Annotated in this window: 14 protein-coding genes; 8 read left to right on the top strand and 6 right to left on the bottom strand. The window is 62.8% G+C overall.

Translation table 11 applies throughout. The features are described 5' to 3' along the window. The first annotated feature begins 33 nt into the window (after positions 1-33). A complete protein-coding gene (locus tag A7X77_RS20965) occupies positions 34-804 on the top strand; it encodes a TIM barrel protein (protein ID WP_064684777.1) in 771 nt (256 codons plus the stop codon). A 92-nt stretch (positions 805-896) separates the two neighbouring features. On the opposite strand, the gene A7X77_RS20960 is transcribed toward A7X77_RS20965, so the two are convergent. Next, the gene (locus tag A7X77_RS20960; protein WP_064684776.1) at positions 897-1,433 is read right to left on the bottom strand and encodes a hypothetical protein; all 537 of its coding nucleotides are present in this window, start codon (positions 1,431-1,433) and stop codon (positions 897-899) included. Positions 1,434-1,525: 92 nt separating this feature from the next. Between A7X77_RS20960 and A7X77_RS20955 the strand changes: the two genes are divergently transcribed. Then, positions 1,526-1,999, top strand: a complete 474-nt coding sequence (locus A7X77_RS20955) for a cupin domain-containing protein (RefSeq protein WP_064684775.1) — start codon at positions 1,526-1,528, stop codon at positions 1,997-1,999. A 21-nt stretch (positions 2,000-2,020) separates the two neighbouring features. Here A7X77_RS20955 and A7X77_RS20950 read toward each other — a convergent pair whose 3' ends face one another. The 5 genes from A7X77_RS20950 to A7X77_RS20930 all read right to left on the bottom strand — a co-directional run bounded on the left by A7X77_RS20950 (position 2,021) and on the right by A7X77_RS20930 (position 8,004). Beyond that, positions 2,021-3,130 (bottom strand): sn-glycerol-3-phosphate import ATP-binding protein UgpC, encoded by a 1,110-nt coding sequence (locus A7X77_RS20950; RefSeq protein ID WP_064684774.1) that lies wholly within the window; start codon positions 3,128-3,130, stop codon positions 2,021-2,023. A 12-nt stretch (positions 3,131-3,142) separates the two neighbouring features. Next, on the bottom strand, positions 3,143-4,057 hold the full coding sequence (locus tag A7X77_RS20945; protein ID WP_064684773.1) for an ABC transporter permease subunit: 915 nt from the start codon (positions 4,055-4,057) through the stop codon (positions 3,143-3,145). 10 nt (positions 4,058-4,067) lie between these two features. Further along, a complete protein-coding gene (locus tag A7X77_RS20940; protein ID WP_064684772.1) occupies positions 4,068-4,952 on the bottom strand; it encodes a carbohydrate ABC transporter permease in 885 nt (294 codons plus the stop codon). A 126-nt stretch (positions 4,953-5,078) separates the two neighbouring features. Continuing rightward, positions 5,079-6,434, bottom strand: coding sequence for an extracellular solute-binding protein (locus tag A7X77_RS20935; protein WP_064684771.1), 1,356 nt, complete (start codon positions 6,432-6,434; stop codon positions 5,079-5,081). A 364-nt stretch (positions 6,435-6,798) separates the two neighbouring features. Further along, complete coding sequence (locus A7X77_RS20930; protein ID WP_064684770.1) at positions 6,799-8,004, bottom strand: ROK family transcriptional regulator; 1,206 nt, start codon at positions 8,002-8,004, stop codon at positions 6,799-6,801. 229 nt (positions 8,005-8,233) lie between these two features. Between A7X77_RS20930 and A7X77_RS20925 the strand changes: the two genes are divergently transcribed. The 6 genes from A7X77_RS20925 (at position 8,234) to A7X77_RS20900 (ending at position 14,302) form a co-directional block, all read left to right on the top strand. Further along, on the top strand, positions 8,234-9,472 hold the full coding sequence (locus A7X77_RS20925) for an extracellular solute-binding protein (protein ID WP_064684769.1): 1,239 nt from the start codon (positions 8,234-8,236) through the stop codon (positions 9,470-9,472). 75 nt (positions 9,473-9,547) lie between these two features. Further along, positions 9,548-10,432 carry a carbohydrate ABC transporter permease gene (locus A7X77_RS20920; RefSeq protein ID WP_064684768.1) on the top strand — a complete coding sequence of 295 codons (885 nt, stop codon included), beginning with the start codon at positions 9,548-9,550 and terminating at the stop codon, positions 10,430-10,432. Continuing rightward, on the top strand, positions 10,432-11,277 hold the full coding sequence (locus A7X77_RS20915) for a carbohydrate ABC transporter permease (RefSeq protein WP_064684767.1): 846 nt from the start codon (positions 10,432-10,434) through the stop codon (positions 11,275-11,277). Before A7X77_RS20920 ends, A7X77_RS20915 begins: the two co-directional genes overlap by 1 nt. After that, a complete protein-coding gene (locus A7X77_RS20910) occupies positions 11,274-12,296 on the top strand; it encodes an SIS domain-containing protein (protein ID WP_197486872.1) in 1,023 nt (340 codons plus the stop codon). Before A7X77_RS20915 ends, A7X77_RS20910 begins: the two co-directional genes overlap by 4 nt. Continuing rightward, positions 12,297-13,226 (top strand): PfkB family carbohydrate kinase, encoded by a 930-nt coding sequence (locus A7X77_RS20905; RefSeq protein ID WP_064684765.1) that lies wholly within the window; start codon positions 12,297-12,299, stop codon positions 13,224-13,226. Beyond that, positions 13,223-14,302 carry an ABC transporter ATP-binding protein gene (locus A7X77_RS20900; RefSeq protein WP_064684764.1) on the top strand — a complete coding sequence of 360 codons (1,080 nt, stop codon included), beginning with the start codon at positions 13,223-13,225 and terminating at the stop codon, positions 14,300-14,302. Before A7X77_RS20905 ends, A7X77_RS20900 begins: the two co-directional genes overlap by 4 nt. Positions 14,303-14,422 lie beyond the last annotated feature (120 nt).

Genomic DNA, 14,422 nt, shown 5'->3' with positions numbered 1-14,422 from the left:
GCAGCCTGCGCCCCGCACACGGGAGGAATTTTCATGCGACGTTATTCGGCCTGCATAGAGTGGCTGTTTGCCGAAGCGGGCGACCATTTTCCCGACCGCATCCGCCGCGCCCATGCCGGCGGCCTGACGGCGGTCGAATTCTGGCGCTGGAGCGACAAGGACCTGGATGCGATCGAGGCGGCGCTTGATGAAACCGGCCTTGCGGTGACCAGCCTCGTTGCCGAACCGATGATCGCGCTGACCAACCCCGCCAATCGGCACACTTGGCTGAAGGGCCTGGTGGACTCCGCTGCCGTCGCCAGACGTCTCGGCGCGCCGGTGCTGATCGCCCAGGCGGGAGACGATCTTCCCGGCTTCACCCGGCAGGCGCAGCGTCTGGCTCTCACCGAAACGCTGAAAGCCGGCGCCGACGTCCTCGCCGGCAGCGGCGTGCGCCTCGGCGTCGAGCCGCTCAACACCCGCATCGACCATATCGGCTATTTCCTCGCGTCAACACGCGAAGGCCTCGACATCATCGATGACGTCGCCCGCCCCGAGATCGGCATCGTCTACGACATCTACCATTCCGCCGTGATGGACGAACGCACCGAAGAGGTGCTGGAGGGCCGTCTCGACCGCGTCTTTCACGTTCATGTCGCTGATCATCCCGGCCGCAACGAACCGGGCGCCGGCGGCATCGACCTCGCCCACCGCCTCAACTGGATATTCGCCAATGGCTATGACGGCGCCGTCGGCCTGGAATACCGGCCGACCCGGTCCGGCGCTGAAGCAGTGAAAGCCGCGATCGTCTCGCTCGGCGGCTAAAGCATGTCCCGCAAAGTGTGCAGCGGTTTTGCGGCAACGACATGCGTAAGACAACGACGTAAAGCGAGAGGAGCGAAGGATTGCGACGCGCTTTAGGCCGGGCCGGCGCCTTCTGCGAAGGCCTCAAGCTCGGGGTCGAAATCGACCTCGACGACATTGTTGAACACTGCGGTCGCCAGCATGATGCCGGCGAAGGCGACGAGATCGACGAGCGCCTTGGTATCGTAGCGTTCTTTGAGCTTCACCCAGAGCTCAGCCGGAACGGCGTTGGAATCGGCGACGATCGCCCTGCCGAACGCGTCAAGCAGGGCCTCCGCTTCGGAAAGCTCCAGTGCATCGGGGTCGAAACCCTTGTTGATCAGCGCCCGGCGAAAGAAGGTGATGGCGATCTTCGAGTTCGCCGCTTTCGAGATCGCATGCGAAAAGATCCAGATCTCCCGGTCGCTGATCACAGGATCGAGTTCGGCCCGCAGCGCAAACCACTTGGCATAGATGCGATGGGCGACAGGCGAATGGAGGAGCGTCCGCTTCATGTTGGTCATGCGCCCGCGCAGCCTGATTTCCTCGTCGTACGCCGCGCGAACCTCTTGGGAAGCGGTGTCGTAATCGATCTGCGGGAGGTGGCTCATCGGGTGAACTCTTTCCTGATGCACGAAGATAATCCGCTTGGCCGCCGCGCCGCTCCCACCTAGATTGTTTATATCAAAGGCGGAGGCAAGGCATGAGCGGCGACCACGAGCATTCTCACATCGACTGGCGGGAACATGGCGTCAAGGTCATTCCCGGCAATTCGCTCGATCCCAACACGGCGCAGACGCCGGGCATGAACCGCGCAACCGCGATCAACAATGCGCGCGCCGGCGCCGAGAAGATCTGGGCCGGCACGGTGACGATCCATGCCAATGCCAAGACAGGCGCCCATCACCACGGCGATCTCGAAAGCATCATCTATGTCGTCAAGGGCAAGGCCCGCATGCGCTGGGGCGAGCAACTGGAATTTACCGCCGAGGCCGGCCCCGGCGATTTCATCTATGTTCCGCCCTACGTGCCCCATCAGGAGATCAACGCCAGCCGCGACGAGACGCTGGAATGCGTACTTGTCCGCTCAGGCCAGGAGCCCATCGTCGTCAATCTCGATATCGAGCCGGTCGAGAAGCCGGAAGACGTCCCCTGGATCGATCCGATCCATCGCTGACGCCGACTGGCGATGAATTCGTCAGGCGTGGACGGCGCCGGCGCTGCTCATGGCAGGGTTCTCGATGATCCGGCCGGTATCGGCGGCATAGAGGTGGATCGCATTGTGGTCGATCGCGATGCCGATCGGGTCGCCCGATTTCACGCTCACGGCATCCGTCAGCGCCACGGCAAAAGGCAGCCCGTCGAAATCGGCATGAACGACGCGGCTCGCGCCGAGCTCTTCAATGAAATCGGCCGTCGCGATCAAGGCGCCGGGCGCATCCGGCGCCACCAGCCGGGCGGCCTCGGCGCGCATGCCGAGCACGACGCGCCTGCCCTTCAGGTTCGAGGCGCGTTCGCGCGGCAGTGCGATCTTGCGGCTCTGATCGTAGACGAAGACGCCCTCGTCGTTGATCGTGCCTTCGAGCAGGTTCATCGCCGGCGTGCCGACGAAACCGGCGACGAAGCGCGAGACCGGATGATGATAGACCTCTTCCGGCGTGCCGACCTGCTCGACCCTGCCGCCGTTCATCACCACCAGCCGGTCGGCCAGCGTCATCGCCTCCGTCTGGTCATGCGTGACGAAGATCGAGGTGGCGCCGAGTCGGCGGTGCAGGCGGCGGATTTCGGCGCGCATCGCGATGCGCAGCTTGGCGTCGAGGTTCGACAGCGGCTCGTCGAAGAGGAACACTTTCGGCTCGCGGATCATCGCACGGCCCATGGCGACGCGCTGGCGCTGGCCGCCGGAAAGAGCGGCCGGACGGCGGTCGAGGAAGGGTTCGAGGCTGAGCGCCCTGGCAACCTCGTTGATGCGTCGCTGACGCTCAGCCTTCGCGACGCCGGCCACTTTCAAGGCGTAGCCGATATTCTCGGCGACGGTCATATGCGGATAGAGCGCATAGTTCTGGAACACCATGGCGCAGCCGCGCTCGCGCGGCTCCAGCTGGTTGACGACGCGGCCGTCAATGGCGATTTCACCGCCGCTGATTTCCTCGAGGCCGGCGATCATGCGTAAGAGCGTGGACTTGCCGCAGCCGGAAGGGCCGAGGATGACAACGAATTCACCGGATTTAATCTCCAGATCGACGCCGTGAACCACGGGATGTTTGCCGTAGCTCTTCTTCACATCACGGATTGAGATCGGTGCCACAGGACTGTTCCTTCACTTCTCGGTGGAGATAAGGCCGCGCACGAACCAGCGCTGCATCAGGATGACGAGCACCAGCGGCGGCGACATGATGATTAGAGTACCCGCCATGGCGACGTTCCAATCGGGCAGACCGAATTCGGACGGGATCAGGGTTTTGAGCTGCGTCACCGCAATGCCGAAATTCGGATCGGTGGTGATCAGCAGCGGCCAGAGATATTGGTTCCAGGCCCAGACGAACATGATCGTGAACAGTGCGATCATGTTCGGTCGCGACAGCGGAACCAGAATGTCCCAGAAGAACCGGACCGGGCCTGACCCATCCATTTTCGAGGCCTCGGCAAGTTCATCGGGAACCGTCAGATAGAACTGCCGATAGAGGAAGGTGCCTGTTGCGGTAGCGACCATCGGGAGGACGAGACCTGGATAGGAATTCAGCAGGCCCCATTCGAGCTTGATCTGGATCCCGCTGATCTGGGCGACAAGCCAGCTGATGCCCGTGACATCGAGGATCGCTTGGAACGGCTGTAGCGCATTGGCCGCAATCGAATAGGTCGGCACGATGCGGACTTCCAGCGGCAGCATCAGCGTGATGAAGATGATCCAGAAAATCAGGTGCCGTCCGCGGAAGCGGAAATAGACGATCGAGAAGCCTGCCATGGCGGAAAGGATGACCTTGCCGGCAGCGACCGACGTGGCGAAGATGATGCTGTGCAGCAGTTTGGTGCCGAGATCGGCGCGAACCCAGGCCTCCCGAGCGTTTTCCCAGAAATGCGAACCCGGCGTCAGCGGCAGCGGCACGCGGTTGACCGTCTCCAGATCGAGCGTCGATGCGATGATGACGATGACGAAAGGCAGAAGCGCGATCAGCATGCCGAGTGCCAGAAGCGTGTAGCAGATGAAGTTGAATATCGGCGTGCGTTCGATCATGTCCGCGACCTCACTTGTAGTGCACGCGCCGCTCGATGAAGCGGAACTGGAAGATGGTGAGCATGACGACGAGCAGCATCAGGATGATCGATTGCGCCGCAGCGCCTGAATAATCGAGACCCCGGAAGCCGTCGAAATAGATCTTGTAGACCATGAGTTCCGTCGCCCGTGCCGGACCGCCCTGCGTCATGACGTCGACGATACCGAAGGAATCCTGGAAGCTTTCGGTGATGTTGATCACCAGCAGGAAGAACAAAGTCGGCGTCAGCAGCGGCAACTGGAGATCCCACATGCGGCGCAGCGGCCCGGAGCCGTCCATGGCGGCCGCTTCGATCAGCGAGCGCGGAATCCCCTGCAGAGCCGAAAGGAAGAAGATGAAGTTGTAGCCGATATATTTCCAGGAGAAGGCGACGATGACGGCGATCATCGCGTCCTTGCCGTCGAGCGCGGGGTTCCAGAGGCCCGGCCAGATATGGTTGATGACCGAGAGAAGGCCGGCCTCCGGCGCCAGGATGAAGCGGAAAGCAAGCCCGAGAGCGGGCGCGGCGATCGCGTAAGGCCAGATGAAGACTGACCGGTAGACCTTGTGGCCGCGCAGTTCACGATCCGTCAAAAGCGCCAGAATGAGAGCCAGCCCCATGGCAATGATCGTCGAGCTGAAGCCGAAAACCATGCTGCGGGTGATCGATTCCCAATAGATCGGATCGCTGAGCAGCAGTTTGAAATTGTCGAAGCCGACCCAGGCATTGCCGCCGCCCCACGGCTGCTCGAGCGTGAAAGCCCAATAAAGCGCCTGCGCGCTTGGCCAGTAGAAGAAGACGAAGATCAGCAGCAGCATCGGGAATGCAAAGAGCAGGCCGATCGTCGTCGAGGAGAAAGTGACGCGCTTTTCCATGGGTGGTCGTTTTCGCCCTGATTTGACTTCAGGCGCGGGCGGCAGCGCATCCGCGACTGGTTGGGAGAACTTACAAAGACGCACCCGGCACGCGCAAGGCGGGCCGGGTGCGGCTCAATCAGGCGATCAGGGGAGCTGAACGTTCTTGTAGGTCTGCTGGAAGCGGCGCAGGAGCTGGTTGCCGCGTTCAGCAGCAGAGTCGAGCGAGGCCTGGACGTCGGCATTGTTGACGAAGATCGCCTGCAGGCCGTTGGCGATCTCGGTGCGGACCTGCAGCAGGCCGCCGAGACGGATGCCCTTGGCGGCTGCGTCGCCAGCCGGGGAAGCGGTCAGGCTCTGAATGGCGAGTTCACGGCCGGCGTAAGGCGCCTTGTCGTAGAAGCCCTGCTTCTTCAGATATTCGAAGCCGGAGTTGCGCACCGGGATGTAGCCGGTAACGGTCGACCAGGTCAGAGCTTCTTCCGGCTTCGCGATGAAGTTGAAAAAGGCAGCGGCTGCCTTGTATTCGACGTCCGAATGACCCTTCAGAACCCAGAGCGATGCGCCGCCGACATAGGAGCTGTGACGGGTTGCATCACCATAGGTCGGGAGCATGGCAACGCCCCAGTTCATGCCCTGCTTGGCGGTGCGGCCGATATTGCCGTGGTCGCCGACTGAAGTCAGGATGACCTGGCAATCGCCGGCAGCGAAGGCTTCGACGAAGGTCTGGCCGACGGCCTTGTTCTTGATGACGGCGAGCTTGTTGTCGTACCAGGACTTGAGGTCCTTGATGTAGCTGACGAGAAGCGGGTTCTTGTTGAAGACCAGTTCGGCGTCGAGGCCTTCGAAGCCGTTCTTCTTCGTGGCGATCGGCTCGCCGTTGACGGCTTCGAACTGCTCGATGTACTGCCAGACTTCGTTGCTGGAGATGTCGAAGGCGAGCGGGCATGCATAGCCGGCGTCCTTCAAAGCCTTGAAGTCCTCACCGGCTTCCTTCCAGGTCGCCGGAGCGTGATCCTTGCCGATCTTGGCGAAGGCGTCCTTGTTCCAGTAGAGCAGAGCGGTCGAGGAGTTGAAGGGGAAGGAATACATCTCGCCTTTCGAGGTGGCGTAGTAGCCTGATATACCCGAGAAGTAATCGTTCCAGTCGACGGTGTAGCCCATGTCGGCCATCAGCTTGTTTGCCGGGTAGTAGGCGCCGGAGAGCATGATGTCGAGCGTGCCGGCGTCGGAAACCTGGGCGATGGTCGGCTGCTTGCCGGCGCGGAAGGCGGCAATGGTGTTCTGCAGAGAAGCGTCGTAGCTGCCCTGGCTGGTGCAGACGACTTCGTAATCGGCCTGCGACTGGTTGAAGCGATCGCACTGTTCCTGGACACGCTTTGCGATGTCACCGGAATTGCCGAACCAGAAGTCAATCTTGGTCTTTTCGGCGGCGGCAGCAGGGCCAGCAAGAAACGCTGTGGCGAGAAGGGCGCCGACGGCGCCGAGAAGCTTGGCTTGCATTAGAACCTCGAACGTAAAAGGGACGCGCACTTTCAGCGCACGCCCTATTAGCTGGTCCAAATTGCCGCGGCCAATGAATATTCCATGACATGAAACAACCGAAATCGTGCCGTCACGAAACCTTCATCCGGATGTTATTTGCCACGGCTGAAGGCTATATTGAGAGAAGCCTCGCCAACCACCCCAGCGCACTGCCGAATAATTATATCTATACCAGAATTCCTGTAAACTTCAATGATTTTCAATATTTGCCTATACTTCGATGGCATCTCTTTATTCGGTGGCAATGGTCGCTTGAGACTTACAAAGAAGACCATTTTTCTGCCGCTGCACTGCTGTGCAACGCCCGGTTTCATCCTCGAAATCAGCGGGAATCCTTCAAAATTGCTGCAAAATGCGGATCGAATGCCCGGCTGATCGGTCCGGCCGCGGCCCCGAGCGCCACAGACCAGGGATCCGCCATGCCGGGCTGCAGGCGCGGCAGGGTTCGTCCGCGTCGTTCGGCGATCGAGGGAAGCAGTGGCCCGATCGCCGCAATCAGCCTGTTCACCAGTCCTTCCGGCGCGCTGCCGCACAGGATCACCGTCTGCGGATCGAAGATTGTTTCGATCAGATGGATGCTCCAGCGCAGATCCGCTGCGGCCGTCCGGATCCAGGCCTCGATGCTGGGATCGCGCCGCGAGGCGAGGTCGTCTATGCGCGCGTGGAGAACGGGATCTGCGGGGTCGGCAGACAGATGCTGGTAAAGCGAGGCGAGCGAGGCGCGGTGTTCGAGCGGCGTCGATTTGCCAGCGGCAAAGAGCAGCGCCATGCCGATCTCGCCGGCATTGCCGTTGCTGCCGCGGTAGAGTTCGCCGTTTAAAATGAGGCCGGCGCCGATGCCGTAACCGACAAAAAGGCAAACGGCATGGTCGAGGCCGTGGGCGGCTCCCACCATGCGCTCGGCAGTCGCAGCCGCAGCCGCATCGTTCTGCAGGCCGACATCGAGCCCGGTGCCTGCGGTAAGAGTTTCCAGCAGCGGAAACTTCTGCCAGGCCCCCATCATCCACGGATCGTCGCCGCTGCCGTCGATTCCGAAGGGGCCGGGCATCGCAACGCCGAGGCCGACCAGCCGCTTCTCCGATTGCCGGACGATCCCGGCGAGCTTCGAACGCACGCCGGCGACGAGGTCGAGAATGACCGTCGCTCCCGTCGACGGGCCTCCCGTCGGCAAACCGGCCTCCGCGCGCACCAGAACGCTGCCGACGAGATCGACGGCGACCGCCCGCGTCACATGCCGGTCGATCTGCAGGCCGATCGCGAAGGCGCCCTCGGGAACGAGCCGATAGGGCGTCGAGGGCTGGCCCCTACCCTTTCGCACCGCCTCCTGTGAACTGACGAGACCGTCACGTTCGAGTTCCTCGATGATGTTCGACACCGTCTGCTTGGTCAGCCGTGTCGCCCGCGCCAGATCCGCGCGCGAGAGCGCACCGTTGATCCTCAGGGCATCGATCATCACACGCCGGTTATGCGCGCTGGTGCCTTCGTGATTGGTGCCGCTCTTGGCCCGGATCGGCCTGACGTCATTCATGTGCAATTGCCTCTTGACTCCAGTAGAATGTTGAAGAAGTAATAAGTCAAGACATTTGACTTAATAAGGGACCGAAGAGTTCCAGGGAACGCAGGAAGCCGCACAGGGCTTCCAACGACGCTCCGAGATGAGCAACCGGCACGTTTTCGTTTCACGCGTGCCTTCTCGAAAACCGATGGCGGAAAAACCGCCCTCGGCCATGCGTAAATGTCAAAAACTGGAGGCTGCAATGCTGAAATCCTTGAACAAGACGCTTTTGGGTGCGGCCTTGATTGGCGTATCCCTTGCCCCGCATGCTTTCGCCGAGACGACGCTCAACGCGCTGTTCATGGCGCAGGCCGCTTACAGCGAGGCCGATGTGCGCGCCATGACCGATGCCTTCGCCAAGGCGAACCCCGACATCAAGGTCAATCTCGAATTCGTTCCCTATGAAGGGCTTCACGACAAGACGGTGTTGGCACAGGGTTCCGGTGGCGGTTACGACGTCGTCCTCTTCGACGTCATCTGGCCGGCCGAATACGCCACCAACAAGGTGCTGGTCGACGTCTCCTCCCGCATCACCGATGAAATGAAGAAGGGCGTGCTGCCGGGCGCCTGGACCACTGTGCAGTATGACGGCAAATATTACGGCATGCCGTGGATCCTCGACACCAAATATCTGTTCTACAACAAGGAGATCCTGGAAAAGGCCGGCATCAAGGCGCCGCCGAAAACCTGGGACGAACTGGCCGAGCAGGCAAAGACGATCAAGGACAAGGGCCTGCTTGCCACCCCGATCGCCTGGAGCTGGTCGCAGGCCGAAGCCGCAATCTGCGATTATACCACGCTGGTCAGCGCCTATGGCGGCGATTTCCTGAAGGACGGCAAACCTGCCTTCCAGAGCGGTGGCGGCCTTGACGCCCTGAAATATATGGTGGCCAGCTATACGTCAGGCCTGACAAATCCGAACTCCAAGGAGTTCCTGGAAGAGGACGTCCGCAAGGTCTTCCAAAACGGCGATGCCGCCTTCGCGCTCAACTGGACCTACATGTACAACATGGCGAACGACCCGAAGGACAGCAAGGTCGCGGGCAAGGTCGGCGTCGTGCCGGCGCCGGGCGTCGCCGGCAAGAGCGAGGCTTCGGCCGTCAACGGCTCGATGGGCCTCGGCATCACCTCGGCCAGCAAACATCCCGACGAGGCCTGGAAATACATCACATTCATGACCTCGCAGGCGACACAGAACGCCTACGCCAAGCTCAGCCTGCCGATCTGGGCCACCTCCTACGAGGACCCTACCGTCACCAAGGGCCAGGAAGAGCTGATTTCCGCCGCCAAGGTCGGTCTTGCCGCCATGTATCCGCGCCCGACGACGCCGAAATATCAGGAGCTGTCGACCGCGCTGCAGCAGGCGATCCAGGAGTCGCTGCTCGGCCAAGCCACGCCTGAGGACGCGCTGAAATCGGCCGCCGAAAACAGCGGCCTCTGAAGCCGGCATGAACCCCGGGCGGCGCCTGCCGCCGCCCGGCCCTCCCAAATTGTGAATGAAAGAAGGGTCGCCTCGATGTCGGGCACATGGCTGACAACCCGCGCGTGGCTTCTGATGCTGCCGCTTCTCGTGGTCATGATCTCGGTCATCGGCTGGCCGCTCATCGATACCGTCGGCCTCTCCTTCACCGATGCCAAGCTCGTCGGCACAGGCGGCAGTTTCGTCGGCATCGACAATTACGTGAAGATGCTCTCCGGCTCGAATTTCCAGCGCACGCTGGTCACGACCTCATGGTTCGCGATCGTCTCGGTCGTCGCCGAAATGGTGATCGGCGTCCTTGCGGCGCTGTTGCTGAACCAGCAGTTCCGCGGCCGCACCGCGCTGCGCGCCCTGATGATCCTGCCCTGGGCGCTGCCGACCGTGGTCAACGCCACGCTCTGGCGGCTGATCTACAATCCGGAATACGGTGCGCTCAACGCCGCGCTGACACAGCTCGGCCTGCTCGATGCCTATCGCTCCTGGCTCGGCGAGCCCGGCACGGCGCTCGCCTCCCTCATCGTCGCCGACTGCTGGAAGAATTTTCCGCTGGTGGCGCTGATCGCGCTTGCCGCACTCCAGGCCGTGCCGCGCGATATCACCGCTGCCTCCCTCGTTGACGGCGCCGGCCCCTTCGCCCGCTTCCGCTTCGTCATCCTACCCTATCTCGCCGGCCCGCTGATGGTGGCGCTGGTGCTGCGCACGATAGAAGCCTTCAAGGTATTCGACATCATCTGGGTCATGACCCGCGGCGGCCCGGCCAACAGCACCCGCACGCTGTCGATCCTCGTCTACCAGGAAGCCTTCTCCTTCCAGCGGGCAGGTTCGGGCGCGTCACTGGCCTTGATCGTCACACTGCTGGTGACGCTGCTCGCCGTCGGCTACGCCGCCCTGGTGCGCAAAACCGCAGGGAGTGCCGCCTGATGGAACGCCAGAGCCCGCTCTTTTCCGCTTTCATTCACCTCTGCGCGCTGCTGCTTGCCGCCGTCATCCTGGCGCCGATCTTCTGGCTCTTCATCATGAGCATCTCGCCGGCCGCCGACCTTGCGGCAAAGCCGCTGCGCTGGTGGCCACAGGCGGCGGATTTCTCACGATACCAGCTCTTGCTGTCGACACTTGAAAACAGCGCCGGCGCCGCCTTCACCGCGTCGCTACGCAACAGCATCGAGGTGGCCGGCATGGCGACCATCGCCGCCATCGCGCTTGCAATTCCGGCCGGCTGGGCAGTGTCGCGCTCGCCTTCGGTGGGCTGGTCTCTGTCGATGGTGATCGCCACCTATATGCTTCCGCCGGTCGCGCTCGCCGTGCCGCTCTATATGGCTCTCTCCCATCTCGGCATGCTCAACAACGTCTTCGGCCTCGCCCTCGTTTATCTCACCATCCTGGCGCCCTTCACCACCTGGCTGATGAAATCGGGCTTCGACTCCATCCCGCGCGAAATCGAATCCGCCGCGATGATCGACGGCGCCGGCCTGTTCCAGACGCTGAGGATCATCACGCTGCCGCTCGCTGCCCCCGTGGTCGCGACATCGAGCCTCTTTGCATTCCTGCTGGCCTGGGATGAATTTTTCTATGCGCTGCTCTTCACCTCGGACCAGCGCGCCAAGACGCTGACCGTCGCCATTGCCGATCTCGCGGGCGGGCGCGTTTCCGATTACGGACTGATCGCCACGGCAGGCGTGCTCGCCGCCCTGCCCCCAGTGCTGATCGGTCTCGTCATGCAACGCGCCCTGATTTCAGGGCTCACCAGCGGCGGCGTCAAGGGATAAACATGACAACGGAAAGAAACCCGCCCGCCGGACTTGCGGCGATCGACCGCGAAATGGCGCGCCAGCACGCCGATGCGCTCGCCTCTTATGAAGCCGCCGCACCGATGGCGGCAAAAGCCGCCGCCTCGCTTGAGAAAACCGGCCGGCTGCTTTTGATCGGCATGGGCGGCTCGCATGCGGTTAACCGCGCCGTCGAGCCGCTCTACCGTGCACTCGGCATCGACGCCGTCGCTTTGCCGCTCTCCGAACAGCTCGGCCAGCCGCTGCCGATCGCCGGCAGGACAATCTTCGTCACCTCGCAATCCGGCGAAAGCGCCGAAGTCCTGCGCTGGTTCAACGAAACCGGCGGCACGGAGGAAACCTTCGGCCTGACGCTCGAAGGCAGCTCCTTCCTTGCCAGAACCGCCCCGTCGCTGATCGGCTGCGGCGGCACAGAGCTTGCCTTTGCCGCAACCCGCAGCCTGACAGTGACCTTCGCCCTGCACCTCGCGATCTTGGCTGCCCTCGGCGAAGATCCCGCGGCGGCACTTGCCGTCCTCAAAGCGCCCGAAGACCACGACATCTCAGCGGCCCTGTCCGCACTCCAAAACGTCGTGACCGTCGTGACCTCAGGCCGCCGCCTGCAAGGAGTCGCCGAGGCTTTGGCCCTTGGGCTAACGGAGCTTTCGCGCCGCCCCTGCTTCTCGCTCGAAGGCGGCCAGCTGCGCCATGGCCCGATGGAGATGCTGGGGCCGGAAATCGGCGTGGTGCTGTTCCGCGGCCTCGACGAGACTGCCGGCCTCGTCACCGCCATGGCGGTGTCCGCCGTCGAGACCGGCGCGCCTGTCATCCTGTTCGACGCCTCGAGTGAAGCCCCGGTCACCGGGGCGGTGACGATCCGTTTTGCGCCGGCGACGGGCCTTGCCGCGATCTTCGCCATGCTGCCGGTCGCCCAGCGGCTGATGATCGCCTTCGCCGAAACCCGCGTGGAGAATGCCGGAACGCCGGTCCGGTCCACCAAGATTACCCGGAGTGAATGAATGCGGCCGCTTGCAGTCATCGGCAACGTCAATGTCGATCTCATCCTTGGACCGGCCGCCCCCTGGCCGAAGGCCGGCACGGAAATCATCGTCGATCATGATGAGCTGAGGGTTGGCGGATCGGCTGGAAACAGCGCGCTCGCCTGGCAGGCGCTCGGCATCGAATTCGAGATCGCCGCGAATATCGGCAGCGACCAGTTCGGCCGCTGGCTTGCCGAGGCCTTCGGCCGGCGCTCCGAGAAGTGGCCCGTGCGTCCTGAGAAAACGACGCTCTCCGTCGGCATCACTCATCCGGACGGCGAGCGCACGTTTTTCACGACGACCGGCCACCTGCCGCGCTTCAGCCTCGCCGACGTCTTCGCCGTCATCGACGGCGAAAGACTGCGTGGCGGTTACGCGCTTCTCTGCGGCGGCTTTCTAACCGACGACCTGGCGAGCGAATATGACGCTTTCTTCGACTGGGCCGACAGCCACGATATCACCGTCGCACTCGATACCGGCTGGCCGCTCGACGGCTGGACAAAAGAAAATTGTGCGGCCGCCCGCGCCTGGCTTTCGCGCAGCGGCATTGCACTGCTGAACCAGGTCGAGACGACGACCCTTGCCGGCATCGCCGATCCGATCGAAGCCGCCCGTGAGATCAGGTCGCATATGCCGGAGGGCGCGATCGTCGTCGTCAAGCGCGGCCCGGACGGCGCCATCGCCATAGGGCCGGACGGCCTGCCGGCATCCGCAACTGCACCCGTCATCAAGGTCGTCGATACGATCGGCGCCGGCGATGTCTTCAACGCCGGCTTCCTGGCAGCATTGGCAGATGGCAAGCCGCTGGCTTCCTGCCTGGTGGCTGGGACGCAGGTCGCCTCGCGCGCCATCTCCACCCTTCCCCGCAGCTATGGCGAGCCATCGTCTCGTCAGGAGCCCATGTCATGAGCGCGCTCGACATTGAAAACATCCGCAAGACCTACGGCGAGGTGGAGACGCTGAAAGGCATCGACATTTCGCTGGAAAGCGGCGAGTTCCTTGTGCTGCTCGGCTCGTCGGGCTGCGGCAAGTCCACGCTGCTCAACATCATTGCCGGCCTTGCCGAAGCGACGAGCGGCGACGTCAGGATCGGCGGGCGCTCGGTGCTCGGCGTGCACCCGAAAGACCGCGACATCGCTATGGTCTTTCAATCCTACGCGCTCTATCCCAATCTGACGGTGCATCGGAACATCGGCTTCGGCCTGGAAATGCGCAAGGTGCCGGCGGGCGAGCGCGACAAGGCCGTGCGCGATGCCGCCAAGCTCCTGCAGATCGAAAACCTCCTCGACCGCAAACCGAGCCAGCTCTCCGGCGGTCAGCGTCAGCGCGTCGCGATCGGCCGCGCGCTGGTGCGCAAGCCGGAAGTGTTCCTGTTCGACGAACCGCTCTCCAATCTCGACGCCAAGCTGCGCATGGAGATGCGCACCGAGATCAAGCGGCTGCATCAGATGCTGAAGACCACGGTCGTCTATGTCACCCATGACCAGATCGAGGCGATGACCCTTGCAAGCCGCATTGCCGTTATGCGCGACGGCCGCATCGAGCAGCTGGGCACACCTGAGGAAATCTACAATCATCCGGCAACACTCTATGTCGCCACTTTCGTCGGCGCTCCGCCGATGAACCTGCTGAAAGCGACGGTACGCGATGGCCGGCTGGCGATTGCAGGTTCCGATGCCAGCCTGCCCCTGCCGGCCCGCTTCGCCGAAGCCGCCGTCAAAGGCCGCGACGTCATCCTCGGCATCCGCCCCGAGGCCCTTCGCACGGACGGCGCCGGCCCGTCGCTCGAGGCAACCCTGGAGATCGCCGAGTTGACCGGCCCGGAACTCGTCGTCACCGCCCTCGCCGGAAATCAACGGCTGATGGCCTGCTTGCCGCCGCGCACGCCGATCCGGGGCAACGAAACGCTCACCCTCTTCTACGACGAGGAGGCGATGCATCTCTTCGATCCGCAAACGGGTCTCAGCTGTCTTCGCGAGGGATAACGGACGATGCGTCCTCGCGGACGCAAGAAGTTGCAGGACGCTATTGCCTACACAACGAAATAGCGCGACACGTCCGATCGATGCCCCTCCGGTCGGCCGGGACCGCCTGCACCTAGCGGC

This window comes from Rhizobium bangladeshense (assembly GCF_001662075.1).
Taxonomy (GTDB): Bacteria; Pseudomonadota; Alphaproteobacteria; order Rhizobiales; family Rhizobiaceae; genus Rhizobium; species Rhizobium bangladeshense_B.
This window is presented reverse-complemented; position numbering and strand designations above follow the sequence as displayed.